Source organism: Arthrobacter sp. KNU40, assembly GCF_051515115.1.
Classification (GTDB): Bacteria; Actinomycetota; Actinomycetes; order Actinomycetales; family Micrococcaceae; genus Arthrobacter.
The window spans coordinates 1,432,557-1,457,571 of record NZ_CP195850.1; the positions used below are offsets into that span (position 1 = coordinate 1,432,557).

The following is a 25,015-nucleotide window of genomic DNA, read 5'->3' on the forward strand; positions in this document are numbered from 1 at the left end:
CCGCCGGGCGGATAGTGATTCCAGTCACATCGGCCAGGAGTGTGGTCGATGTAGACGTCCACAACCAGGAGGAAGCCATGGGTAACGAGGCCCAGACACCGGACGCAGCAGCGTCCGTTGATTTCCAGGAAGTCCAGCAAACGGGGCAGTTTCAGGAGCTTCGCAAGCGCCACCGCAGTTTTGTCTTTCCAATGGCCATCGCATTCCTGCTTTGGTACTTCGCTTACGTCCTGCTGGCTGACTACGCGGTGGGCTTCATGTCCACCAAGCTGTGGGGCAACATCAACGTCGGCTTGGTCTTGGGCCTGCTGCAGTTCGTCTCAACTTTCGGAATTACGGGCTGGTACGTTCACTACTCCAACAGCAAACTGGACCCGATAGCCACGGAAATCCGAAATGAGATCGAGGGCCATGAGTTCGACAAGGGCAGCACCGTGAGGGGGGCAGCGAAATGAGTGCCATGGTCCCGATGGTCAACGTTGCCGCTCTGAAGGACACCACGCTGTTGAACATGGGAATCTTCGCCCTGTTTGTCCTGGTCACCATGGTGATCGTCCTCCGGGCCAGCCGGAACAACAAAACGGCTGCCGACTACTATGCCGCCGGGCGCTCGTTCACCGGTTCGCAGAACGGCACCGCCATCGCCGGCGACTACCTCTCCGCGGCCTCCTTCCTCGGGATCACCGGGGCGATCGCCGTCAACGGCTACGACGGCTTCCTGTATTCGATCGGGTTCCTCGTCGCATGGCTTGTCGCGTTGCTGCTTGTCGCCGAACTCATGCGCAACACGGGTAAGTTCACCATGGCCGATGTGCTTTCCTTCCGGCTGCGCCAGCGACCGGTGCGGATCGCCGCGGCCCTCACGACTTTGGTCGTCTGCTTTTTCTACCTGCTGGCGCAGATGGCCGGCGCCGGAAGCCTCATTTCCTTGCTCCTGGGCATCAGCGACTGGGGCGGACAAGCCTTGGTGATTGTCGTCGTCGGCGCCCTCATGATCATGTACGTGCTGATCGGAGGAATGAAGGGCACCACTTGGGTCCAGATCATCAAAGCCGTGCTGCTCATCTGCGGTGCGGCAGTCATGACGCTCTGGGTGCTGTCCATCTACGGCTTCAACCTGTCGAACCTGTTGGGTGCTGCCGCAGACTCTGCCAAGAACCCCAACGTGCTGAACCCCGGCCTGCAGTACGGCAAGACCGAGACCTCCAAGCTGGACTTCCTGTCCCTCGGCTTGGCACTCGTCCTCGGCACGGCCGCCCTGCCACACGTGCTGATGCGCTTCTACACTGTGCCCACGGCGAAGGAAGCCCGCAAATCGGTGGTCTGGTCCATCTGGCTGATCGGGTTGTTCTATCTGTTTACCCTGGTCCTCGGCTACGGCGCGGCAGCCCTCGTTGGAGCCGACACCATCAAATCGGCCCCGGGCGGGGTGAACTCCGCTGCGCCGCTCCTGGCGTTCCACCTGGGCGGGCCTTTGCTGCTCGGCTTCATCTCGGCCGTCGCGTTCGCTACGATCCTTGCGGTGGTGGCCGGTTTGACGATCACGGCAGCGACGTCGTTCGCCCACGATATCTATGCAAACGTCATTTCCAAGGGCAAGGCCGGCGCCGGAACCGAGGTCAAAGTGGCCCGGCGGACCGTGGTGGTCATCGGGGTCCTTGCGATCATTGGCGGTATTTTCGCCAATGGCCAGAACGTAGCGTTCCTCGTCGCCCTCGCCTTCGCAGTGGCGGCATCAGCGAATTTGCCGACCATCCTCTACTCCCTGTTCTGGAAGAAGTTCACCACCCAGGGCGCCACGTGGAGCATGTACGGCGGACTGTCGGCGGCCATCATCCTGATTGCCTTGTCGCCGGTTGTTTCCGGTGCCAAAACGTCAATGATCCCGGGCGCTAACTTCGCGATCTTCCCGCTGAGCAACCCGGGTATCGTGTCCATTCCGCTCGCCTTCCTGCTTGGCTGGCTCGGAACCGTCCTGGACAAGCGGCGCGAAGACACGTCGAAGCAGGCCGAGATGGAAGTCCGTTCCCTGACCGGCGTCGGAGCCGAGAAAGCGGTGAACCACTAGGCCTACCGGTCCAACAAGCAGTAATCCCTCCCGCACTCAGTGTGGGAGGGATTTCTGCTGCAGATTGGCGGGACGCCTTAGTGGTTATGGCCGCCCGGCAGCGAGTGCTCTCCGTGCGGGACGGCGTGCGCTCCGGCCACCGAGGCGGCGAGGCCCGGCGTCGTAATTGCTGCGACGACGACGGCGGCGGCGAAGGCAGCCCCTAAGAGCGCGCCGGCCCTCGGGGAACCCGAGGTGGCTCCGCCGTCGTCCTCTAGGAACCTGCGGGCGAGCCAGGCAGAGGATCCCAGAGCCATCAGGACCAGGAAAAGAGCCGCCAGATGCCCGCCGTCGAGCACTCTTTGGGCCATGCCGCCAACCAGGAATCCAACATGGACAATGACGGCGACGAGGAGGCCCATGGTTGTCGGCTTACGGAACCGGAGCCGCCCCCGCTGGAGACTGGCAATCGAGCTCGCCAGCAGCGCCAGGCCCCAGGCCGCGAAGACGCCGCCCGCCCACACCAGCGGTCCCCGGCTCGAAATGTAGCTCGATGCGATGGAAAGTTCCACGAGGCCGGCCCCCATGCCCGCGAAGCACGAAAACAGGGTGAGGGATGCCCCGGCGGTGGGTCCAACGGACGTCGCTGCTTGAGCTGACACGGACGGCTCCTTATGGGTTTCGAGGTTTCTAGACGTGGGCCCTGGCGGTGGCGGCCGGAACCTTGTCCTGCGAGAGCCCGATGCCGAGGAGCACCACTGCGCTTGCGAGGTGCAGGACGTTGTCTGCGCCGTTGAGGGCAATGATGTTAAGGGCGGAGCCCACAAGGAACAGTCCGAGGATGCCGACAAGCAAGTAGACCGCGCCGACCGTGGTGTTGATGGTCTTGGACAGCACAGTGCTGTTCATGCCCGCGTAGAGAAGGGCGGCGCCGATGGCGAGGTGGATGATGTTGTGCAGGGGGTTTACCGCAAAGATGATCAGATTGGCACCCTCGGTGGCGAAGAATCCAATTCCCGAGGTGACGAAGAATCCAACGACACCCACGAGCAGGTAGACGGCGCCAAAGATGGTGGCGATCAGGCGGTTGGGCGAAGTGCGCATGGTCCAAACCTTCCGGTATGGCCGGTTTCATATCCGGCCTTGTGTTCGAAACCCCGGACGGGGCTCTCAACCAGTTATTCGGACCACCCGGGGTTATGGATGGGTGGGATGGGACGAATTTTTTCGACGTTGTCCCGACTCAGCCGGTACGGAGCGCTTTCTTGGTGTTCCGGTTCAACAACGGCTGCACCCGGAAGGGAATCAATTCGCCCATCGACATGGCGGTGTCGGTTCGTTCCACTCCGTCACACGCAAGGATCTTGCCGTTGATCCGGAACAAATCCTCGGCGTCGAGCGCCACCACCCGCAGCAGCAGGTCAGCCGAACCGGTCAGGCCGTACCCCTCCAGGATTTCCGGGATTTCCGCGAGGTCCAAGGCAAGCTGTCCAAGCTTTTGCTGCTGCACATGCACCGAGATGAACGCCATGAGGGGATAGCCCAGGGCCGCAGGGTTGATGCGCCGCTCGAAGGAGAGAAACGCGTGCTTCTTTTCCAGTTGGGCCATCCGCGCCTGAACCGTATTCCGCGATAATCCCAGCTTCTGCGCCAAGGCGACAACCGTGCCGCGGGGGTCCTTCGCCATGGCCGAAAGCAGGCGTGTGTCGGTGCCATCCAAAGCTTGCATAATGCGCAACGTTAGCACGGTGCCCACCGTCTGGATAGGGCAGAATGCGCAGAATTTTCAGCGGTGGTTGTACCCAATGAGCATTGTGAGTAGGGTCACAATTAATCCAGGCGACGACGCCCGGATGCTGGCCCGCGGTTGGATCACAAGTCCCTCCAAAGGCCTGCGAGCACGAGCTGAAAGGTGCGATCAACTGTGTTGACGGACGAACCCGGCCAGGACGCCTACAAGGCTTCGAATCCCGGAATCAGTGCAGCAAGCCCGCGTCGGACCGGCGGGGATCTGGTCCAACTGATTTCCCCGGAAGGGGAACGCATCAGCCACCCGGAGTTCGATCTCTGGGTCAGCGATGTTACGGACGAGCAACTGTGCTCGCTGTATGAGGACATGATGGTCATCCGGCGCATCGACGCCGAGGCCACGGCCTTGCAGCGTCAGGGCGAACTGGCCTTGTGGCCGCCGCTGCTTGGCCAGGAAGCGTCGCAGATCGGTTCGGGCCGGGCCCTCCGGGACGACGACTTTGTCTTCCCCAGCTACCGTGACAACGGCGTCGCCTACTGCCGCGGCGTGGAACCAACAGACTTGGTCCGCGCCTGGCGCGGCAATGCTTCGGCCGGCTGGGACCCGTACCGCCACAACATTGCCACCCAGCAGATCATCATCGGCTCGCAATCGCTGCACGCCACCGGCTACGCGATGGGCATCCAGTACGACGGTGCAGACTCCGTTGCAGTTGCCTACTTCGGCGACGGCGCCACGAGCGAAGGCGACGTCAACGAGGCAATGGTCTTCGCGGCGAGCTTCCAAGTGCCCGTGGTCTTCATCTGCCAGAACAACCACTGGGCCATCTCCGAACCGGTCCGGATCCAGTCACACATCCAGATCGCCGACCGTGCCTCGGGCTTCGGAATCCCCAGCATGCGGGTCGACGGGAACGACGTCCTGGCTGTTCTGGCGGTCACCCGGATTGCGCTGGACCGGGCCCGCAAGGGCGGCGGACCTACGTTCATCGAAGCCGTGACCTACCGCATGGGCCCGCACACGACGGCGGATGATCCCACCCGTTACCGCGACGCCAACGAGCTTGAGGACTGGGCGGCCAAGGACCCGATTAGCCGGCTCAAGGCGCTGCTTCGGACCAAGGGCCTCCTGACGGAAGGGCTTGAAGCCAAGACCCAGGCCAAAGCGGACGAGGTCGCAAAGAGCTTGAGGGCAGGAGTCATCAATATGCCCGATCCCCAGCCGCTCGACCTCTTCAAGCACGTGTACAGCACTCCCAACTCCTGGATCGAACGCCAGAAGGACCACTACTCCCGCTATCTGGAAAGCTTCAGCGGATCAACCCAGGAAGGTGCACTCTGATGAGCAAGCTGACCTTCGCCCGCGCCATCAACGCCGGCCTGCGCAAGTCCCTCGAAAACGATCCCAAAGTTATCCTCATGGGCGAGGACATCGGTGCGCTCGGCGGTGTTTTCCGGGTCACCGACGGCCTCCAGAAAGACTTCGGCACACACCGGGTGGTTGACACTCCCTTGGCGGAATCCGCGATTATCGGCACCGCCGTCGGATTGGCCTACCGCGGCTACCGGCCGGTCTGCGAAATTCAATTCGATGGCTTCATCTACCCGGCTTTCGACCAGATCGTCAGCCAGGTAGCCAAGATGCACTACCGGACACAGGGCCGCGTCAAGATGCCCATCACCATCCGCGTTCCCTTCGGCGGCGGAATCGGCTCACCCGAGCACCACTCCGAGTCTCCGGAAGCGTACTTCACCCACACCTCGGGCCTGCGCGTCATCAGCGTCTCCAACCCGCAGGATGCGTACACCATGATCCAGCAGGCCATCGCCTCGGATGATCCGGTGCTGTACTTCGAGCCCAAGCGCCGCTACCACGACAAGGGCGAAGTGGATGAGACCGCGGAACTTTCCATGGCGCTGTCCATGGAGAAGGCCAAGGTCGTCACACCAGGCAGCGACGTCACCTTGGTGACGTACGGCCCGCTCGTGAAGACCGCGAACGACGCGGCCATGGCCGCCGCCGACGAAGGAGTCTCCGTGGAGGTCATCGACCTGCGCTCGCTGGCTCCGATCGACTTCCAGGCAGTGGAGGCGTCCGTCCGAAAGACCGGCAGGCTCGTCATCACCCACGAGGCCGCGCAGTCCGGCGGGCTCGGCGCCGAAATTGCTGCCAGCATTACCGAGCGGTGCTTCAACTACCTTGAATCCGCGCCGGTCCGGATCACCGGATTCGACATCCCGTACCCGTACTCAAAGCTCGAAATGCACCACCTGCCCGATCTGGACAGGATTCTTGACGGTGTGGACCGGGCACTCGGCCGCGGCAACTCCCTGAGCGGGCTGGAAGGATGAGCGCCACCATGATCAAGGAATTCAGGCTGCCCGACCTCGGCGAAGGACTCACTGAGTCGGAAATCCTCAGTTGGAAGGTCGCGGTGGGGGACACCGTGACCCTGAACCAGGTCATTGCCGAGGTCGAGACGGCCAAGGCCGTGGTTGAGTTGCCCTCACCCTTCGCCGGAACCGTGGCCGCTCTGCACGAACAGGCCGGCTCCGTTGTGGAGGTCGGCAAGCCGATCGTTTCCTTTGAAGTCGACGACGACGGAACTGCGCCTTCCGGCGTTGCCGGTTCCGGTGAGGCCGCCTCCACGGAAAGCACGGCGGAGGCCGCGGCGAAGCGTGAGCCGAACCTCGTAGGCTATGGCGCCGTCGTCGAAAAGTCCGGACGCCCGGCGCGACGCCAGCGGATGTTTGACGGGGGCCCCGCCGAACGCGAGCCCGCCCCGGAACCCGTTCCCGCCGTCGAGCCCGTTCCTGTCGTTGAACAGCCCGCACCGCCCGCCGTTCCAAACGAGCCCGTGGTGGAGCAGGAGCGTCCACGGTCCACGCCTCCGGTCCGCAAGTTGGCGAGGGATCTTGGAATTGACCTCGCGCTGGTCACGGGAACCGGGCCGGCAGGCTTGATCACCCGTTCCGACGTCCAGGACTTCGCGGCCGGAGCCCAGGCACAGGTCTCGGTTCCCGAGGCCGCACCGGTCGCCGTTCCCGCCGTCGGGGTTTCCGCCGAGCGGGAGACGCGGACGCCTATCAAGGGAGTCCGCAAGTTCACGGCCGCTGCGATGGTGCAGAGTGCTTTCACGGCGCCGCACGTGACGGAGTTCCTGACCGTTGACGTCACGCCCACGATGGAACTGCTGACGCGGCTCAAAGCCAGCCGCGAGTTTGCCGGGTACAAGCTCACGCCGTTGACCATCGCGGCGAAGGCAGTCTTGATTGCCCTGCGCCGGAACCCGACGCTGAACTCCCACTGGGACGAAGGCGCGCAGGAGATCGTGCAGTTCAACTACGTGAACCTGGGTATCGCCGCCGCCACGCCGCGGGGACTGACTGTTCCCAACATCAAAGACGCGGACAAGATGACGCTGCTGGAACTGTCCACGGCTTTGTCCGCTCTCACGGACACCGCGCGTTCAGGCAAGACCTCCCCTGCAGATCTGACGGGCGGCACCATTTCCATCACGAACATCGGCGTGTTCGGGATCGACGCCGGAACCCCCATCTTGAACCCGGGCGAGGCTGCCATCGTGGCGCTGGGATCAGTGCGCAAAGCTCCTTGGGTGCACAACGACGAACTCGCGGTGCGCCAGGTGATGTCACTGAGCCTGTCCTTCGACCACCGGCTGGTGGACGGCGAACAGGGCTCGAAATTCCTGGCCGATTTGGGCGCGATCCTGTCCGACCCCGCAACCGTCATGACCATGATCTAGCCCGATCAGGCCCAACTAACTCGCAGTTGTTGTCGTTTTGACGGCTCATAACGACAACAACTGCGAGCTAGTTGGGCCAAGCTAGCGCACCATCAGGGCGGCCAGTGCCATGCGTTCGAGGATGGGCCGGGCGCTTTTGACCGCCATGCGTCGTCCGTGGTGCCGGACCGAGTGGGGCGTCGAGTTGATGAGGCCGAAGGCTGCGTGGGCGCGGACGCGTAGTTCGGCAGGATCCGTGTCGGGATGCAGTTCGCCGAGCACACCCACCCACAGTTCCACATAGTTGCGCTGCAGGGTGCGGACTTCGGCCTGGTCGGGGTCGCTGAGGTTGCTGAAGTCGCGGTCCTGGACCCGGATGACATCGGGGTTGCTGAGGGCGAAGTCCACGTGGAACTCCACCAATCCGCGCAACGCAGCCTCGGCGTCGAGGGCCTCGGACGCCACCGTGCGGCCGCCGTCGAGCAGATTCCGGCTCACACTCAACAGCAGCTCGGCCAACACGGCCTGTTTTCCCGGGAAATGCCGGTATACCGCAGGGCCGCTGACTCCTGCCGCGGCCCCCAGGTCCTCAAGGGACACGCGGTTGAAACCGTCGGCGGCGAACAACCCGGCTGCAGCGGTCAGGAGGGCCTTGCGCCGTGTTTCCTTGGCTTGGCTTCGCTGGGTCGGTGCCTGGCCGTCCTGCTGGGAGCTCCGCTGGAAGGTGACCACAATTCCTCCTTTTGCACGCGTCCAATTCAGCGCCGATACCGGGCAGGCCCGGTGCCGGGGTAATGGACAACACAGTTAATAGAGACTAACCTAAATTCCAGTTATGCGGTACTAACTGAGATGGCCCATGGGCCGGGATGGGACACAGTCGATGGAGACACTCGCCAGCCAGCTGGATACCAGCAGCGATCAGTTCGCGGCCAACGAGGAAGCGCAACTGTCACTGGTGCACGAGCTGAAGAAGCGCCTTGCCGTGGCCGCCCTCGGTGGCCCGGAGAAGTCGCGTGAGCGGCACATCTCCCGGGGCAAGTTGTTGCCGCGGGAGCGCATCAACTATTTGCTGGACGAGGGAAGCCCGTTCCTGGAGGTCGCCCCGCTCGCGGCCAACGGGATGTACAACGATGATTCCCCGGGCGCCGGTGTGATCGCGGGGATCGGTTTGGTCCATGGCCGCCAGGTGATGGTGGTTTCCAACGACGCGACGGTCAAGGGCGGCACGTACTACCCGATGACGGTGAAGAAGCACCTCCGGGCCCAGGAAATCGCGCTGGAAAACAAACTGCCGTGCGTCTATCTCGTGGATTCCGGGGGAGCGTTCCTGCCCAAGCAGGACGAGGTGTTCCCGGACAAGGAACACTTTGGCCGGATCTTCTTCAACCAGGCGAAGATGTCTGCTGCGAAGATCCCGCAGATCGCCTCGGTCATGGGGTCCTGCACGGCCGGTGGTGCCTACGTGCCCGCCATGAGCGACGAAACCGTCATTGTCCGCAACCAGGGCACCATTTTCCTGGGTGGCCCGCCCCTCGTGAAGGCCGCCATCGGTGAAATCGTCACGGCCGAGGAACTCGGCGGCGGCGACGTCCACTCGCGTATTTCCGGTGTGACGGACCACCTCGCCGAAAACGACGAGCACGCCCTGCAGATCGTCCGCGACATCGTTGCCACCCTGCCCAAGCCGGCAGCCCCCGCGTGGGACGTGGACACCGCCGTCGAGCCCGTTGTCGACCCGGGCGAAATCTATGGTGCAGTTCCGACGGACGTCAACGCCCAATACGACGTTCACGAAGTCATCGCCCGGCTCGTGGACGGCTCGAGGTTCCACGAGTTCAAGAAGAACTACGGCACCACACTGGTGACGGGGTTCGCGAAGCTCCATGGCCATCCAGTGGGCATCGTGGCGAACAACGGCGTGTTGTTCAGCGAGTCCTCCCTCAAGGGCGCGCACTTCATTGAGCTCTGCGACCAGCGTGGCATTCCCTTGGTTTTCCTCCAGAACCTTTCCGGCTTCATGGTCGGCAAGGACGTCGAGCACGGCGGCATCGCCAAGAACGGCGCCAAAATGGTCACCGCCGTCGCCACCGCCCGCGTGCCCAAGCTCACCGTGGTGATCGGCGGGTCCTTCGGTGCCGGAAACTACTCGATGTGCGGCCGGGCCTACTCACCCCGCTTCCTGTGGATGTGGCCGGCGTCCCGGATTTCGGTCATGGGCGGCAACCAGGCCTCCAGCGTGCTCGCCACCGTCAAACGCGAGCAATACGAGGCCCGCGGCGAGGAATGGTCCGCCGAGGACGAGGAAGCCTTCAAAGCCCCCATCAAGCAGCAGTATGAGGACCAGGGCAGCCCCTATTACTCAACCGCCCGGCTCTGGGACGACGGCATTATCGACCCCGCAGACACCCGGCGCGTCCTGGGCATGGCCCTCGACGTCGTCTCCCGCCAACCCCTGCCGGAAACCTCCTTCGGCCTCTTCCGGATGTGACCCCATGACAATCAACTCCTTCGACACCGTCCTCGTCGCCAACCGCGGTGAGATCGCCTGCCGCGTCATCCGCACCCTCAAGGCCATGGGCATCCGTTCGGTGGCGGTCTATTCAGACGCCGACGCCGGGGCCCGCCACGTGCGGGAAGCAGACGCTGCCGTCCGCATCGGTACAGCCGCTGCGGCGGACAGCTACCTGCGGATAGACGCCATCATCGATGCTTGCCTGCAAAGCGGTGCCCAAGCCGTCCACCCTGGTTACGGATTCCTGGCCGAAAACGTGGAGTTCGCCAAGGCCCTGGACGCGGCAGGCATCGCGTTCATCGGCCCCGGCATTGACGCCATCGAGATCATGGGCGACAAGATCCGGTCCAAGAACCACGTCATGTCCTACGGCGTCCCGTGCGTTCCGGGCATCGCCGAACCAGGCTTGAGCGACGAGGCACTCATCGAGGCGGCGCCCGGCGTCGGCTTCCCCCTGCTCATCAAGCCCTCGGCCGGGGGCGGTGGCAAAGGGATGCACATCGTGGAGCGGCTCGGGGATATGGCGGCCACCTTGCTGACGGCCCGACGCGTGGCGGCGAGCGCCTTCGGTGACGACACTCTGTTCCTTGAGCGGCTCATCCAGTCGCCCCGGCACATCGAGGTCCAGGTCCTCGCCGACAACCACGGCAACGTCATCCACCTCGGCGAACGCGAATGCTCGCTCCAGCGCCGCCACCAGAAAGTCATCGAGGAAGCACCGTCCCCTTTGCTGGAGTCCCTTGTGAACGGCGCAGAAGTCCGGGCAAGGATCGGTGAGGCCGCCTGCCAGGCCGCCCGAAGCGTCAAGTACAGCGGTGCGGGCACAGTCGAGTTCCTCGTCTCGGACCAGGACCCGGAACACTTCTTCTTCATGGAGATGAACACCCGCCTCCAGGTGGAGCACCCTGTCACGGAAATGGTGACGGGCGTCGATCTTGTCGAATGGCAAGTGCGCATTGCGGCAGGCGAGGTCCTCACAGTGGCGCAGTCCGACGTCGTGCTTGACGGCCACGCGGTGGAGGCGCGCGTCTACGCGGAGGTGCCGGAACGCGGTTTCATGCCATCCATCGGCGAGATCGTGACGCTCCGGGAACGGGCCAGCAACGATCCGCACGTCCGCGTCGACTCCGCCATGCTTTCGGGACTGTCCGTCACCGGCGACTACGATCCCATGCTCGCGAAGGTCATTGCCTGGGGCCCTGACCGCAAAGCGGCGCTGGACACCCTGGATCACGCACTGGGGGACTACACGCTGCTGGGTGTGCACACGAACGTTGAGTACCTGCGGCTCCTGATCAACGACGACGACGTCCGCGCCGGCCGCCTCGACACCGGCTTGATCGAGCGCAAGCTGGACAGGATGGAATTCCGGCAAGTGACCGACGTCGAGTTGGTCGGGGCGGCCCTGCTTAACCGCTCGGAATTGCTGAACCGCTCGGAACCGGCTCCGCTCGGGCCGGCAGCACCCTGGAACACTACCGATGGCTGGCGCGTCGGCGCCCCGGCGCCGTGGAAGACCACCATCGGCCGTCCCGACGGCGGTCTGGCTACCGTGGGGTTGACGGTGAACGGGCCGGGCTTCACGGCACGCGTGGATGGCGGCGCCGAGCACTCTGCCTCAATGCGGCCGGGACCCGCCGGGCACGCGGTGCTGGTGCTCGACGGCGTTGATCACCACTTCGCGCACGGCTCACCCTCTCCGGGGCGTGGGGCGCGCGAACTTTGGCTCGGCAGCGACGGCTGGTCCTGCCGGCTCGAGATCCTGGACCGCGAGGCCCGGCTCCAACGGATCCTCGCGGGCATCCAGCGCGAAGAAGGCGCCGCGGATCCCGAAGTCCGGTCTCCCATGCCGGGAACCGTCGTCTCCGTTTCGGTGCAGAACGGCGACCATGTGGAAGCGGGCGACGTCCTCCTCGCGGTCGAGGCAATGAAGATGGAACATCAGCTGGTGGCGTCGGTGTCCGGCACGGTCCACCTCAGCAGCAAGACCGGGGACCTCGTCAAGGCTGACCAAGTCCTCGCGACTATCCATGTGGCGGCAGAACCCACCCCTGAAGTCACAGCAGAACCGACTGAAAACCAGAAAGACGAGGAAGTCTAACCATGGCAAGTTTTGAACTCACCGAGGAATACCAGGACCTGAGCGACTCCGTCCGGGAATTCGCCGACGAGGTAGTGGCCCCTGTGTCCACCAAGCACGACGAGGAACACAGCTTCCCGTACGAGGTGGTCAAGCAGATGGGTGAGATGGGCCTTTTCGGCCTGCCCTTCCCTGAAGAGTTCGGCGGCATGGGCGGAGACTACTTCGCGCTCGCCCTCGCGCTGGAACAGCTCGGCCGAGTGGACCAGTCCGTCGCCATCACCCTCGAAGCGGGCGTCTCGCTCGGCGCCATGCCGGTGTACCGCTTCGGCACCCAAGCGCAGAAGGAACACTGGCTGCCCCAGCTGACCTCGGCCGAAGCGCTCGCAGGCTTCGGCCTGACCGAGCCGGAAGCAGGTTCGGACGCCGGAGGCACCAAGACGAATGCGCACCTTGAGGACGTCGGAGAAGCAAAAAGCTGGGTCATCAACGGCAACAAGGAGTTCATCACCAACTCCGGGACCGACATCACGCGGCTCGTCACCGTCACCGCCGTCACCGGGCAGCACGAACGCAAGGACGGGAGCATCAAGAAGGAAATCTCCACCATCCTTGTTCCCACCGACACTCCCGGTTTCACCGCGGAAAAGGCCTACAACAAGGTGGGCTGGAACGCTTCCGACACGCACCCGCTCACACTGAACAACGTCAGGGTGCCGGAAGAGAACCTGCTCGGCGTCCAGGGACGGGGTTACGCCAACTTCCTGTCGATCCTGGATGAAGGCCGCATCGCCATCGCCGCGCTCGCCACAGGCGCGGCACAGGGCTGCGTCGACTTGTCCGTGAAATACGCCAAGGAACGCGTCGCGTTCGGGCAGAACATCGGCAAGTACCAGGCCATCCAGTTCAAGATCGCCCGCATGCAGGCACGGGCCCACACGGCACGCCTGGCCTACTACGATGCTGCGGCGCGGATGCTCGCGGGCAAGCCGTTCAAGACCGAGGCGGCCATCGCTAAGATGGTCGCAGGCGAGGCAGCCATGGACAACGCACGGGACGCCACCCAGGTGTTCGGTGGCTATGGCTTCATCAACGAATTCACGGTGGCACGCCACTACCGCGACTCCAAGATCCTTGAAGTCGGGGAAGGCACCACCGAGGTCCAGTTGATGCTCATCGCCCGCGAGCTGGGCCTTTAACCGTCAGGGAAGGTGAACGATGATCGACAAAGTTGTTGCCAGCGCCGCGGAAGCGGTGAAGGACATCCGCGACGGCGCCTCTCTCGCCGTCGGCGGGTTCGGCCTGTGCGGTATCCCGGTGGCGCTGATCGATGCGCTCCACGATCAAGGCACCAAGGACCTTGAAACAGTCAGCAACAACTGCGGCGTGGACGACTGGGGCCTGGGCATCCTGCTGAGGGACGGGCGTATCCGCCGGACCATCAGTTCCTATGTCGGTGAGAACAAGGAGTTCGCGCGGCAGTACCTTGCCGGCGAACTCGAGGTGGTCCTCACCCCGCAGGGCACCTTGGCCGAGAAACTGCGCGCCGGCGGTGCCGGTATCCCGGCGTTCTTCACGGCTGCCGGCGTCGGGACACAGGTCTCGGAAGGCGGCCTTCCGCAAAAGTACGACGGCGACGGCAACGTGGCGATCGCGTCCTCGCCCAAGGAAGTGCGCACCTTCAACGGCGCGGACTACGTCCTGGAGGAATCCCTGACACCCGATTTCGGACTGGTCCACGCCTGGAAGGGCGACCGTCACGGGAACCTCGTCTTCCACGCGACGGCCATGAACTTCAACCCGCTGTGTGCCATGGCTGCCCGGATCACCATCGCCGAGGTCGAAGAGCTTGTGGAACCCGGCGAACTCGATCCGCAACATATCCACACGCCGGGCATCTTCGTCCAGCGGGTCGTCGTGGCACCCGACACCGAGAAGCGCATCGAAAAGCGGACCGTCGCGTTGACCCAGGCGTCTCCCACCCAGCAGGCAGGAGCCTAGCCATGGAATCGAACATCACCCAGGATGTGCCGCCGCGTCCGGAGGCGGTCAGGCACGAGTACCGCCGCGCCGGCGCCGAGCACCACGAGGGCAAAGGCTGGACGCGGAACGAACTCGCCGCCCGCGTAGCCCGTGAACTCACCAACGGGCAATACGTCAACCTCGGGATCGGAATGCCCACCCTAATCCCTAACTACATCCCCGAGGGGGTCGAGGTGATCCTGCATTCGGAGAACGGGATACTGGGCGTCGGCCCCTACCCGGCCGAGGACGCCGTGGACCCCGATCTGATCAACGCCGGCAAGGAAACGGTCACCGTCAACCCAGGCGCCGCGTTCTTTGACTCGGCAACGTCGTTCGGCATGATCCGCGGCGGCCATGTGGATGTCGCAGTGCTGGGAGCCATGGAGGTCGCGGCCAACGGGGACCTGGCCAATTGGATGATCCCCGGCAAAATGGTCAAGGGCATGGGCGGCGCCATGGACCTCGTCTTCGGCGCCAAGCGGGTGATTGTGATGATGGAGCACGTGGACCGCAACGGCAAGCCCAAGATCGTCAAGGAATGCTCGTTGCCCGTCACGGGGAAAGGCTGCGTGGACCGGATCATCACCGACCTCGCCGTGATCGACGTCGTCTCCGAAGGCGGGTCATCGAGGCTCGTCCTGCGCGAGCTGGCACCGAATGTCTCCGCCGAGGACGTGGCGGCCGCGACCGGCGTCGAGCTCTTCGAAGAGGACCAGGAGCTGACTGTATGACCAGCGTTCCCGAACCCCGTATCCCAGAACCCCGTGTCGTTGAGCAGCGGGGGCTGTACTTCGAGGAACTCGAGGAAGACGTCGTCTACGCCCACCGGCCCGGGAGGACCGTCACCGAAACGGACAACGTTCTGTTCACCACGCTGACCATGAACACCCAAGCCCTGCACCTGGACGCGGCCTGGAGCGCCACGCAGCCCTTCGGACAGAGGCTCATGAACTCGATGTTCACCCTATCCACCATGGTGGGACAGTCCGTCACGCAACTGACGCAGGGCACCATCATTGCCCAACTGGGACTCACGGACGTCTCTTTCCCGCACCCGTTGTACCACGGCGACACCCTCTACACGGAGACCGTCGTCGCCGGGAAACGGGAGTCGTCGTCGCGTCCCGGCCAAGGCGTAGTGACCATGAAGCACACCGGCCGCAACCAGGACGGGAAAGTTGTGGCGCTGGCAACGCGGGCCTGCCTCATGTGGACCCGAAACGCGCATCTGGAGGCGCAACAGGGGACAATCAATACATGACCTTCACCATGGGCCCCGCATTGCTTTTCTGTCCCGCCGACCGCCCGGAACGGTACCAAAAGGCCGCCGAGCGTTCCGACGCCGTCATCCTTGACCTTGAGGACGCCGTCGCGCCCGCAGACAAGAAGCGGGCCCGGGGTGCCATCCTTGCGCAGCTCGGCTCCGGCGGGGAGACCGCCGAGCTCGACCCCAGCCGCACGATCGTGCGCGTCAATCCAGTGGGCACTCCTGACTTCGAAAAAGACCTGCACTGCCTCGCGCACACCCCCTACCGCACCGTCATGCTGGCCAAGGCCGAGACCGGTGAACAGCTGAAGGCACTCGAGGGTTACCACGTCATCGCGCTGTGCGAGACGGCCAAAGGAATCGTCAACGCGGCTGAGATCGCCCAGGCTCCCAACGTCGTCGGGCTCATGTGGGGCGCCGAGGATCTGATCGCCTCCATGGGTGGCACCTCGAGCCGCAAGGACGACGGCGGCTACCGCGCCGTCGCAACGCACTCCCGCTCTACCGTGCTGCTGGCCGCCAAAGCCGCAGGCAAGGAAGCCATCGACTCGGTCTACGTCGACATTCCCGATCTTGCCGGCCTGGCCGCGGAATCCGCCGACGCCGTGGCCAGCGGATTCGGTGCCAAGGCCTGCATCCACCCGAACCAGGTCGCCGTTGTCCGCGAAGCCTACGCACCGTCGCCGGAAGCCGTCGCAGGAGCCCGTGAACTGCTTGAAGCTGCGGCCGCAGCCGGAACCGGTGTGTTCCAATACAAAGGCAAAATGGTGGATGGTCCCATCTTGAAACACGCCGAATCCACGCTGCTCAGGGCCCGGCTGTCCTGAAGGGCTATTGACCGCGCCGTCGTTGCTTCGGCAGCGACAACGGGGCGATGACGTCGTAGAGCTCCATCCGGATCCAGCGATGACCCGTCTCGCGGAACTCGGCCCTCGTGGCGAAGCGATACAGGAAGCTGCGCGCCCGTACCCAACGCGGCCGGGCGCCGTCGAACGGGTCCTGGCGCAACAAGCGCAAAGTGGGCCGGTCGGCGTCGAGCAGTTTGCCCAAGAACGCGTAGAACCACTCCTCGTGCACCGTGCGCAAGGGCAGGAACCACATCAACCAGTCGAGGCGCAGGTGGTACGGCGCCCACTGCCGGGGCAGCCGTCGGACGTCGCCGGGCTTGCCCTTGAAGCCGTATTCGCGCCAATCGGCCTCATCGACGGGGACGTCGGCCTGGGTGCCTTCCACCACGATTTCCACCCGGTGCCGCGTCACCGTGCCGAACGCCCCGTAGGTGTTGACCAACTGCCATCGGTTGAAGCTGGCGTTCATGAGCTGTTCCCGCGAGAGCAGGTTGCGGACGGGCCAATAGCTGAGCACCAGAAGGAGCGCCGTCACTGCGAGCACGACGGCGAGCCACCACACCGGGGTCTGCGGAACCGCTGCGGCCGGATTCGACCGTTGGGGAATGAACGGCAGCACAGTGCGGGCGACCGGGTCACTCACCGCAGCGAAAGCGAGCACGATCGCGGACCAATTGAGCCACGCGAAGTTTCCGGTCCCCACAAGCCAAAGCTGCGTGAACACGACAATTCCGGCGGCAATGGTGGCCAGTGGCTGTGGGGCGAACAGGAAGAACGGCACCACCAGCTGGGCGAAGTGGTTTCCAAGCACCTCCATGCGGTGCATCGGTTTGGGTAGGAGATGCGCCTGGCGGCTCAACGGTCCGGGCATGGGCTGCGTTTCGTGGTGGTAGTACAGGGCGGTTAAATCACGCCACTCGCTTCCGCCATGGATCTTGATCATGCCCGCGCCGAATTCCAGCCTGAACAGCAGCCACACAAGCAGGACCAGGATGGTCCTGGGCGGGGGAGTCTGTTCCGAACCGAGGAAGCCCACAGTGAAGCCCATTTCGAGCAGCAGCATCTCCCAGCCGAAGCCGTAAAACGTCTGGCCGACGTTGACGATCGACATGTAGAGCAACCACAAAGCCAGGAACGCGGCCAGGGGAAGCCACGGCGGTCCCAGTTGCGGCAGCCCGCCCACGAGCGTAAGGGAAACGGCAAGCCCGGCGGCGCAAACGGCACGGAGCAGAGTGTCCGAATACTTCCAGCGGAACAGGCTGGGCCTGCGCAAAACCCGGTGTCCGTCCACGTACCTCGGGACAGGCAGGAGCCCGTGTTCGCCAAGGAGCGCGGGAAACTGGTTGAGGCTGGACAGGAACGCGATGAAATAGAGCGCGGCCGTGCCACGCTGGAGCACCTGCCGGGCGAATTCATAGTCCGGCGCCTCGAACCACGAGACCCAGTCCACAAAACAACGCTACGCCTGGGGTGCGGGATACTTAAGCAATGCAGCCGCGCAAGATCATCCTCCTCGGGTCCACTGGTTCCATCGGCACCCAAGCGATTGACGTCGTCGACGCCGCCCCCCATCTCTTCGAGGTCGTGGCGCTGAGCGCGGGCGGCGGGAACCTGGAACTCATCGCGCAGCAGGCAGTCCACACCAAGGCCCAAGCGGTGGGGATCGCCTATGGCGACGCCCACGAACTCCAGAAACTCATCAGCGAGGCCGCTTCCGCCGCCGGGCTCCGGAACTATGATCCGGCGATCATCACGGGACCGGATGCGTCCACCAAGATTGCCGCGATCGAAGCGGACGTCGTGCTCAACGGCATCACGGGATCCATCGGGTTGGCGCCGACGCTGGCAGCCCTCAAGTCCGGCGCCATCCTGGCGTTGGCGAACAAGGAATCCCTCATCGTCGGCGGGGCACTCGTGAAGGCCGCGGCAGCCGTCGGCCAGATCGTGCCCGTGGATTCCGAGCATTCCGCCATCGCCCAATGCCTCCGCGCGGGAACCGACAAAGAGGTCGAGAAACTCATCCTGACGGCTTCCGGCGGACCATTCCGGGGCCGCAGCCGCGAGCAACTCCGCGACGTCACTCCGGCCGAGGCGCTCGCCCACCCCACGTGGGACATGGGCCCCATGGTCACCACCAACTCGGCCAGCCTGGTCAACAAAGGCCTCGAGGTCATCGAAGCGCACCTGCTCTTCGATGTTCCCTTGGACAGGATCGACGTCGTGGTGCACCCGCAATCCGTGGTGCACTCGATGGTGGAGTTCGTGGACGGCTCCATCATTGCCCAGGCCTCTCCCCCTGACATGCGGCTGCCCATTGCCCTTGGACTCGGGTGGCCGGACCGCGTGCCCCGCGCCGCCAAGGCCTGCGACTGGAGCCAGGCCACCAGTTGGACGTTCGAGCCCCTTAACTCGGTGGCCTTCCCGGCCGTGGAACTGGCCAAGGACGCCGCGAAGCAAGGGAGCACCTTTCCGGCCGTCTTCAACGCGGCCAACGAGGAGGCGGTGGAAGCCTTCCACGCCGGGAGGATCCGCTTCACCGAGATCGTGGACACTGTGGAGTCCGTCCTCAGCGAACATTCAGGATCCTTGGAGCTGACGGTTGACTCTGTGTTGGATGCTGAGAGGTGGGCACGCACGCGCACCCACGATCGTTTAGCCAACAGCACCCTTTAGGAAGCAGTACTTAAGGCATGAATCCCGTCATTTTGTTCATTCTCGGAGTCGTCTTCGTCGCTATCGGCGTGGCCGTCTCCATTGCGCTGCACGAGGTGGGGCACTTGCTTCCCGCCAAGCTGTTCAAGGTGCGCGTCACGAAATACATGATCGGGTTCGGACCCACCCTGTGGTCCACGCGGAAAGGCGAGACCGAGTACGGCGTCAAGGCCATTCCGCTGGGCGGTTACGTCGCCATGATCGGCATGTATCCGCCCAACAAGGAAGATGGCAGCGTCAGGCCGTCGAGCACAGGCATGTTCCAGACCCTTGCCACCGAGGCCCGGTCCGCGGCGCACGAGGAAGTGGGCCCCGGGGACGAGAACAGGGTCTTCTACAGGCTGCCGGTCTGGAAAAAGGTCATCATCATGCTGGGCGGGCCGGCCATGAACCTCCTCATCGGCTTGGTGCTGACCGCGGTGCTGCTCATGGGCTTCGGAGTGTCCACGGCCACCACCACGATTGCCGAAGTGTCCAAGTGCCAGGTCAAGGCAGGCGAGACCGTCGATCCGAACTCGCCGAACTGCCAACTGACCCCGGCCGCGGTCGCCAAGCTGCAGCCCAACGACGTCGTCACCAGCTTTGACGGCAAGCCGGTGACGAGCTGGGCTGAAATGAGCGGCTGGATCCGGGCATCCGCCGGGAAGGCCGTGCAAATCACGGTGGACCGTGGCGGCAAGAGCGTCACCACGCAAGTTACCCCCGTGCTCTCTGCGCGCCCCGTCATTGGCGACAACGGCCAGCAGGCCAAGGGCGCGGACGGCAAGCCGTTGTACGAGGAAGTCGGGTTCCTGGGCATCGGCGCGCAGACCGCCATGGTTCCCCAACCGGCGTCGACCGTTCTTCCGATGGCCGGGGAGAACATCAAGCAGATCGCCGGAGTCATCCTCAACCTGCCTGCGAGGGTGGTCGGCGTGGCGCAAGCGGCCTTCGGCTCCGAACCGCGCGATCCCAATGGCCCCATCAGCGTGGTGGGCGTCGGCCGGGTAGCCGGTGAAGTGGCTGCCATGGATCAAGTTCCGCTGCAATCGCGCGTCAGCGCCCTCGTGGGACTCCTCGCCGGCCTGAACTTCGCCCTCGCCGTGTTCAACCTGGTTCCGCTCTTGCCGCTCGACGGCGGACACGTGGCGGGCGCGCTCTACGAAGGAGCCCGGCGTCGAATCGCGAAGCTCTTCGGCAAACCGGATCCAGGCGCCTTCGACATCGCCAAGCTCTTGCCGCTTACTTACGTCGTGGCGAGTGTCCTTATGGCCATGAGCGCTTTGCTGATCTACGCGGACATCGTCAAGCCCGTCAACCTCTTCGGCTGATCCGGATTGGGCTGGGGGGATAGGCTATCCATATGACTGTTTTCGCTGTTGAGTACGTGTACGACGCCGAGTCCGCCGAGGTGCGCGACGCGAACCGCCCTGCCCACCGCGCCTGGCTCGCCAGCCTCGCCGAGCAGGGAACCCTGCTGGCGAGCGGCCCATACACCGATGGCGCGGGTGCGCTGTTGCTGCTTGAGGCCGCAGATGAGTCCGAGCTGAACGCCACGCTGAAGGAGGATCCGTTCGCCGCCGTCCGGGGGATTGCAGGCATCCGGACCTCGGAGTGGAACCCGATTATCGGAATGCTTGCCGCCCACGCTTCCTAGCAGCATGAACGGCCGGGGTCCTGACCCCGGCCCTACGATCCACCCATTTCAACCCAAGGAGTCCACGTGACCTCGGTCAGCCTGGGAATGCCGTCAGCCCCGCCCCCCGTTCTCGCGCCCCGCCGCAAGACCCGCCAGATCAAGGTGGGTTCGGTCGGCGTCGGCTCCGATTCGCCCATCAGCGTGCAATCGATGACCACAACCCCCACCACGGACATCAACGCCACGCTGCAGCAAATCGCGGAGCTGACGGCGTCCGGCTGTGACATCGTGCGTGTCGCCTGCCCTTCTGCGGATGACGCCGAGGCGCTGCCGATCATCGCCCGCAAGTCCCAGATTCCGGTGATCGCGGATATCCACTTCCAGCCGAAGTACGTCTTCGCCGCGATCGAAGCCGGTTGCGCCGCTGTGCGCGTCAATCCGGGCAACATCCGCAAGTTCGACGACCAGGTGAAGGAAATCGCCAAGGCCGCCAAGGACCACGGCACGTCCATCCGGATCGGCATCAACGCTGGCTCCCTGGAGCCCGGCATCCTGAAGAAGTACGGCAAGGCCACCCCGGAAGCCCTCGTGGAATCGGCCGTGTGGGAAGCTTCGTTGTTCGAGGAACACGGCTTCAATGATTTCAAGATCTCCGTCAAGCACAACGACCCCGTCATCATGGTGGCGGCCTACGAGATGCTTGCCGAAAAGGGCGACTGGCCGCTGCACCTTGGCGTGACCGAGGCCGGGCCGGCCTTCCAGGGCACCATCAAGTCCGCGACGGCCTTCGGAGCGCTTCTGTCCCGGGGCATCGGCGACACCATCCGCGTGTCCCTTTCCGCCCCGCCTGTTGAGGAAATCAAGGTCGGCAACCAGATCCTGCAGTCCCTCAACCTGCGCCCCCGCAAGCTCGAAATCGTCTCCTGCCCTTCTTGCGGACGCGCGCAGGTGGACGTCTACACACTCGCTGAGCAGGTCACGGCCGGGCTCGAAGGAATGGAGATTCCGCTGCGCGTCGCCGTCATGGGTTGCGTGGTGAACGGCCCGGGTGAGGCACGTGAAGCGGATCTCGGTGTGGCCTCCGGAAACGGCAAAGGCCAGATCTTCGTGAAGGGCGAAGTCATTAAGACTGTCCCCGAGAGCCAGATTGTTGAGACACTGATCGAAGAGGCCATGCGTATCGCCGAAGAGATGGGGGAGGCCGATGGCGAAGATGCTGTCAAGGGTAGCCCCGTGGTTAGCGTCTCGTAACGAGGCAGCCGCCGATGGGATTTCGGTCCGGGTGCTCGGCGCTGCCGACACCCGGGCCCTTCGCGCGCTCGCGATGGAAGACCCTGTAGCGAACGTCTTCATTTTGGCGCACCTCGATTCGTCGGGGAGCGCCGCACCCACTTCCGGCGGCGCGAGCGTCTTTGGAGTGTTCGACGGCGACGCCCTGGTGGGTGCCTGCTGGGCCGGCGCCAACCTGGTTCCGGTGCAGCTGGATCCCGAGTTGGCTTCCCGCGTTGCGGCCGTTGCACACCGGGCCGGACGTCGCTACGCCTCGATCTTCGGGCCCGCCGGGACCGTGCTGGCGCTCCATTCCCGCTTGGAGCAATTGGGCCATTTCGCCCACGAGGTGCGTGCCGACCAGCCGCTTTTGGCGATCTCGGGACCACCCGCCGTCGAACCCAATCCACAGCTCGGCTTCGGAAACATCGCGGACTTCGACCGGATCCTGCCCGCCTGCGCAGCCATGTTCGAAGAGGAAGTGGGCTATTCGCCCTTTCTCGGGAGCGAGGACTTCTACAGCCGCAGGGTGGCCGGACTGATCCGGCAAGGCCATTCCTTGGTGCACATCGACGCCGGGGGGACCGTCAAGTTCAAAGCCGAACTCGGGGCGGTCACGACGCACGCCACCCAGGTCCAGGGCGTCTGGATGAACCCCGAGTTCCGCGGCCAAGGACTCAGCGCAGGGTACATGGCGGGAGTGGTTGTCCTCGCCCAACAATTCGCCCCGATCACGAGCCTCTACGTCAACGAATACAACACCCGGGCGCGCGCCACGTACGAACGGGTCGGTTTCCAACGCCTCGGAACCTTCGCCACGGTTCTGTACTAGAGCTCACCCAACTAACTCGCAGTAGTTGTCGTTTTGAGGGCTCATAACGACAACAAATGCGAGTCAGTTGGGCGGGGTGAGTTCGCCCGTGAGGTAGTGCTGGACGTTCGGTGCCACGAGCCGGACTACTTCCTCTTGGGATGCTGAAGCCAACGGTTCCAGCCGGACCACGTAGCGCATCAGCATGAGCCCAACCATTTGCGTGGCAACGAGGTTGCCGCGCATTTTCGCTTCTTCGGGGGAGCCAGGAAGACCCGCGGTGATCCTGGAAAGGATCGTCCTCGCCACCATCTCGCGTAGCAAGGCGGTTTTGGCCTTGGAACCGATCGTGCCCCTGACGAACGCGACAAGGCCGTGTTGTGCCGGGCTTTCCCACAGCCGCAACACAGCGCGGACGATTGCCTCCGAGCGTTGCGACGGATCCAACGATTCGACGCCTGCAAGGACCTCGTCGGGATCCGCCGGAAGCTCGATGCTCTGGGCGAAGAGTTCGTCCTTGCCCTTGAAGAAGTGGTGGACCATGGCCGGGTCCATTTCGGCTTCGCGGGCCACTTGCCGCAGGCTCGTGCCGTCGAAACCGTGCTCGGCGAAGAGCCGGCGCGCTGTGGCCAGGATCAGTTCGCGGGAGTCGCTCCCGCCGCTGCGGCGTCCCCGCCGCACGGGAGGCAAGGCGCCGCTCACGAGGTCCGCCGTCGGAGGGTGAATGAGGCCAGGACCAAAACTCCCACCACGATCGCCGCCATGAGCCCGGCATCCTGCCACATGGCCTGCGTCGCCTCGGCGTTGTCGGCGATCTGCTGGAGCGCATCGACCGAAAACGTCAGTGGCAGCACATTGGAGATGCTCTCCAGGAGGCTGTTCATGTGGTCCCGGGCCACGAAGAGTCCACACAACAGGATCTGCGGTATCACCACTACCGGCATGAACTGCACCGCCTGGAACTCGGTCCGCGCAAAGGCTGAGCACAAGAGGCCAAGCGCGACACCCAGCACTGCGTTGATGACGGCGATCATCACGACGTAACCAGGACCGCCCTTGATATCCAGATTGAAGATCCAGTAGGCCACGGCCGTTGCCACAAGGGATTGCAGGGCAGCCATGATGGAGAAAGCCAACGCGTAGCCGAACAGGAGATCGGCTTTGTGGATGGGGGTGGTGAGGAGCCGTTCCAACGTCCCCGACGTCCTTTCGCGCAACATCGTGATCGACGTGACCAGGAACATCACCACAAACGGGAAAATGGCCAGCATCATGAGTCCCACACGGTCAAAGGTCCGGGGGAATCCGGGAGGCAGAGTCTCGTTCTCGAACAGATAGTAGACGCCCGTGAGCAGCAGGGCGGGAACCACCATGATGAGCGCGACGCTGCGGTGGTCGTGACGCAGTTGTTCCAGGACCCGCCTGGTGGTGGCAAACATCATCCGTGGATTCATGACGCCACCTGGCTTTCATTTGCACCCCGGCGGTGCGAGGTGGCGCTCGTTTCCTGGATGATGTGCAGGAAGGCCTGTTCCAGATCGTTGCTGTGTCCCCGTTCGCTGAGTTCCGCCGGACTGAGCTGCGCCAGCAGCAAGCCGTCGCGGAGCAGGAGCAACGAGGAACAGTGCGAGGCCTCTTCCATGACGTGGCTGGACACCAGCAAGGTGGTGCCCGATTCGGCCATCGCGGCGAACCGTTCCCACAGCTCGGCACGCAGTACCGGATCCAAGCCAACCGTCGGTTCGTCGAGGACCAGCAGCTTCGGATGGGAGACGAGCGCGCAGGCCAGCGAAACCCGGCTGAACTCACCACCGGAAAGGTCTGCTGTCTTCCGCCGTGCCAGTGATTCGAGCCCGACGGCGGTAATCGCCTCCGCAGTGTCGGCCGCCGAGACGCCGTGCATGGCTCCGAAATACCTGACGTTCGCCTCGACGCTCAGGTCCGTGTAGACGCTCGGCGCCTGGGTGACGTATCCGACGTCGTGCCGCAATGACGGCGTACCCGCCGGACGGCCCAAGACTTCCACGCTGCCGGCTGTCAGTCGCTGGACTCCTACGATGCAGCGCATGAGGGTTGTCTTGCCGCTCCCGGAGGGTCCCAGCAGGCCCGTGATGCGCCCAGGCTGCATGGCGAAGTCCAGGCCGCGCAGGATCTTCTTGTGGCCGCGCGTGACGTGCAGGCCCTCCGCTGTGACCGCCGGGGGCGCAGGGGACGTGCCTGGTGCGGGACTTCCCGCTGGGCTGTGGGACATCGCGGCCTCCGTTTTATTCATCAGGTGATGAATAAAAGGTAAGTCCGACACCGGCTGGCGTCAACTGTGGGCCGCGA

Annotated in this window: 25 protein-coding genes; 17 read left to right on the forward strand and 8 right to left on the reverse strand. The window is 64.2% G+C overall.

The features are described 5' to 3' along the window. The first annotated feature begins 77 nt into the window (after nt 1-77). Both ACSKT0_RS06740 and ACSKT0_RS06745 read left to right on the forward strand, forming a co-directional pair. Nucleotides 78-455, forward strand: a complete 378-nt coding sequence (locus tag ACSKT0_RS06740; RefSeq protein ID WP_437773065.1) for a DUF485 domain-containing protein — start codon at nt 78-80, stop codon at nt 453-455. Beyond that, nucleotides 452-2,068, forward strand: a complete 1,617-nt coding sequence (locus tag ACSKT0_RS06745; RefSeq protein ID WP_437773066.1) for a solute symporter family protein — start codon at nt 452-454, stop codon at nt 2,066-2,068. The genes ACSKT0_RS06740 and ACSKT0_RS06745 overlap by 4 nt, the downstream gene beginning before the upstream one ends. A gap of 77 nt (nt 2,069-2,145) precedes the next feature. Here the strand turns inward: ACSKT0_RS06745 and ACSKT0_RS06750 are convergent, their stop codons facing one another. The 3 genes from ACSKT0_RS06750 to ACSKT0_RS06760 form a co-directional block, all read right to left on the reverse strand. Next, on the reverse strand, nt 2,146-2,709 hold the full coding sequence (locus ACSKT0_RS06750) for a hypothetical protein (RefSeq protein WP_437773067.1): 564 nt from the start codon (nt 2,707-2,709) through the stop codon (nt 2,146-2,148). A gap of 28 nt (nt 2,710-2,737) precedes the next feature. Beyond that, nucleotides 2,738-3,151, reverse strand: a complete 414-nt coding sequence (locus ACSKT0_RS06755) for a DUF4383 domain-containing protein (protein WP_437773068.1) — start codon at nt 3,149-3,151, stop codon at nt 2,738-2,740. Nucleotides 3,152-3,290: 139 nt separating this feature from the next. Continuing rightward, nucleotides 3,291-3,776 (reverse strand): Lrp/AsnC family transcriptional regulator, encoded by a 486-nt coding sequence (locus ACSKT0_RS06760; RefSeq protein WP_078105724.1) that lies wholly within the window; start codon nt 3,774-3,776, stop codon nt 3,291-3,293. Nucleotides 3,777-3,971: 195 nt separating this feature from the next. On the opposite strand from ACSKT0_RS06760, the gene pdhA reads away from it, so the two are divergent. The 3 genes from pdhA to ACSKT0_RS06775 are packed head-to-tail and all read left to right on the forward strand — an operon-like array spanning nt 3,972 to nt 7,563. Further along, entirely contained in the window at nt 3,972-5,138 is a 1,167-nt protein-coding gene (gene pdhA / locus ACSKT0_RS06765; protein WP_437773069.1) for a pyruvate dehydrogenase (acetyl-transferring) E1 component subunit alpha, read from the forward strand. Beyond that, a complete protein-coding gene (locus ACSKT0_RS06770; RefSeq protein WP_437773070.1) occupies nt 5,138-6,148 on the forward strand; it encodes an alpha-ketoacid dehydrogenase subunit beta in 1,011 nt (336 codons plus the stop codon). Before pdhA ends, ACSKT0_RS06770 begins: the two co-directional genes overlap by 1 nt. Further along, nucleotides 6,145-7,563 carry a dihydrolipoamide acetyltransferase family protein gene (locus ACSKT0_RS06775; RefSeq protein WP_437773071.1) on the forward strand — a complete coding sequence of 473 codons (1,419 nt, stop codon included), beginning with the start codon at nt 6,145-6,147 and terminating at the stop codon, nt 7,561-7,563. The genes ACSKT0_RS06770 and ACSKT0_RS06775 overlap by 4 nt, the downstream gene beginning before the upstream one ends. Nucleotides 7,564-7,644: 81 nt before the next feature. Here ACSKT0_RS06775 and ACSKT0_RS06780 read toward each other — a convergent pair whose 3' ends face one another. Further along, nucleotides 7,645-8,274: an SACE_7040 family transcriptional regulator gene (locus ACSKT0_RS06780; RefSeq protein ID WP_437773072.1), complete on the reverse strand. Its 630-nt coding sequence runs from the start codon at nt 8,272-8,274 to the stop codon at nt 7,645-7,647. A gap of 151 nt (nt 8,275-8,425) precedes the next feature. Between ACSKT0_RS06780 and ACSKT0_RS06785 the strand changes: the two genes are divergently transcribed. The 7 genes from ACSKT0_RS06785 to ACSKT0_RS06815 are packed head-to-tail and all read left to right on the forward strand — an operon-like array spanning nt 8,426 to nt 16,256. Then, nucleotides 8,426-10,033 carry a carboxyl transferase domain-containing protein gene (locus ACSKT0_RS06785; RefSeq protein ID WP_437773073.1) on the forward strand — a complete coding sequence of 536 codons (1,608 nt, stop codon included), beginning with the start codon at nt 8,426-8,428 and terminating at the stop codon, nt 10,031-10,033. Between the two features lie 4 nt (nt 10,034-10,037). Further along, nucleotides 10,038-12,158: an acetyl/propionyl/methylcrotonyl-CoA carboxylase subunit alpha gene (locus ACSKT0_RS06790; RefSeq protein WP_437773074.1), complete on the forward strand. Its 2,121-nt coding sequence runs from the start codon at nt 10,038-10,040 to the stop codon at nt 12,156-12,158. Between the two features lie 2 nt (nt 12,159-12,160). Beyond that, complete coding sequence (locus tag ACSKT0_RS06795; RefSeq protein ID WP_437773075.1) at nt 12,161-13,336, forward strand: acyl-CoA dehydrogenase family protein; 1,176 nt, start codon at nt 12,161-12,163, stop codon at nt 13,334-13,336. Between the two features lie 19 nt (nt 13,337-13,355). Next, nucleotides 13,356-14,138: a CoA transferase subunit A gene (locus ACSKT0_RS06800; RefSeq protein WP_437773076.1), complete on the forward strand. Its 783-nt coding sequence runs from the start codon at nt 13,356-13,358 to the stop codon at nt 14,136-14,138. Nucleotides 14,139-14,140: 2 nt separating this feature from the next. Next, nucleotides 14,141-14,893 (forward strand): CoA transferase subunit B, encoded by a 753-nt coding sequence (locus ACSKT0_RS06805; protein WP_437773077.1) that lies wholly within the window; start codon nt 14,141-14,143, stop codon nt 14,891-14,893. Continuing rightward, nucleotides 14,890-15,423: a MaoC family dehydratase gene (locus ACSKT0_RS06810; RefSeq protein ID WP_437773078.1), complete on the forward strand. Its 534-nt coding sequence runs from the start codon at nt 14,890-14,892 to the stop codon at nt 15,421-15,423. The genes ACSKT0_RS06805 and ACSKT0_RS06810 overlap by 4 nt, the downstream gene beginning before the upstream one ends. Next, the gene (locus ACSKT0_RS06815; protein WP_437773079.1) at nt 15,420-16,256 is read left to right on the forward strand and encodes an HpcH/HpaI aldolase/citrate lyase family protein; all 837 of its coding nucleotides are present in this window, start codon (nt 15,420-15,422) and stop codon (nt 16,254-16,256) included. The genes ACSKT0_RS06810 and ACSKT0_RS06815 overlap by 4 nt, the downstream gene beginning before the upstream one ends. A gap of 4 nt (nt 16,257-16,260) precedes the next feature. Here ACSKT0_RS06815 and ACSKT0_RS06820 read toward each other — a convergent pair whose 3' ends face one another. After that, a complete protein-coding gene (locus ACSKT0_RS06820) occupies nt 16,261-17,727 on the reverse strand; it encodes a lipase maturation factor family protein (RefSeq protein WP_437773080.1) in 1,467 nt (488 codons plus the stop codon). Nucleotides 17,728-17,765: 38 nt separating this feature from the next. Here ACSKT0_RS06820 and dxr point away from each other — a divergent pair, with 38 nt between their 5' ends. The 5 genes from dxr to ACSKT0_RS06845 all read left to right on the forward strand — a co-directional run bounded on the left by dxr (nt 17,766) and on the right by ACSKT0_RS06845 (nt 22,708). Beyond that, the gene (gene dxr, locus ACSKT0_RS06825) at nt 17,766-18,950 is read left to right on the forward strand and encodes a 1-deoxy-D-xylulose-5-phosphate reductoisomerase (protein WP_437773081.1); all 1,185 of its coding nucleotides are present in this window, start codon (nt 17,766-17,768) and stop codon (nt 18,948-18,950) included. 17 nt (nt 18,951-18,967) lie between these two features. Then, nucleotides 18,968-20,299 (forward strand): M50 family metallopeptidase, encoded by a 1,332-nt coding sequence (locus ACSKT0_RS06830; RefSeq protein ID WP_437773082.1) that lies wholly within the window; start codon nt 18,968-18,970, stop codon nt 20,297-20,299. Nucleotides 20,300-20,331: 32 nt separating this feature from the next. Then, nucleotides 20,332-20,625, forward strand: coding sequence for a YciI family protein (locus tag ACSKT0_RS06835; protein WP_236816616.1), 294 nt, complete (start codon nt 20,332-20,334; stop codon nt 20,623-20,625). A gap of 66 nt (nt 20,626-20,691) precedes the next feature. Next, nucleotides 20,692-21,858 carry a flavodoxin-dependent (E)-4-hydroxy-3-methylbut-2-enyl-diphosphate synthase gene (gene ispG / locus ACSKT0_RS06840; RefSeq protein WP_236816619.1) on the forward strand — a complete coding sequence of 389 codons (1,167 nt, stop codon included), beginning with the start codon at nt 20,692-20,694 and terminating at the stop codon, nt 21,856-21,858. Further along, nucleotides 21,821-22,708, forward strand: coding sequence for a GNAT family N-acetyltransferase (locus tag ACSKT0_RS06845; protein ID WP_437773983.1), 888 nt, complete (start codon nt 21,821-21,823; stop codon nt 22,706-22,708). Before ispG ends, ACSKT0_RS06845 begins: the two co-directional genes overlap by 38 nt. Nucleotides 22,709-22,771: 63 nt before the next feature. Here the strand turns inward: ACSKT0_RS06845 and ACSKT0_RS06850 are convergent, their stop codons facing one another. Genes ACSKT0_RS06850 through ACSKT0_RS06860 form a run of 3 tightly spaced genes read right to left on the reverse strand, consistent with a single transcriptional unit; the run spans nt 22,772 to nt 24,938 of the window. After that, a complete protein-coding gene (locus ACSKT0_RS06850) occupies nt 22,772-23,389 on the reverse strand; it encodes a TetR/AcrR family transcriptional regulator (protein WP_437773083.1) in 618 nt (205 codons plus the stop codon). Further along, nucleotides 23,386-24,129 (reverse strand): ABC transporter permease, encoded by a 744-nt coding sequence (locus tag ACSKT0_RS06855; RefSeq protein ID WP_437773084.1) that lies wholly within the window; start codon nt 24,127-24,129, stop codon nt 23,386-23,388. The genes ACSKT0_RS06850 and ACSKT0_RS06855 overlap by 4 nt, the downstream gene beginning before the upstream one ends. 8 nt (nt 24,130-24,137) lie before the next feature. Beyond that, nucleotides 24,138-24,938: an ABC transporter ATP-binding protein gene (locus tag ACSKT0_RS06860; protein ID WP_437773984.1), complete on the reverse strand. Its 801-nt coding sequence runs from the start codon at nt 24,936-24,938 to the stop codon at nt 24,138-24,140. Nucleotides 24,939-25,015: the final 77 nt, after the last annotated feature.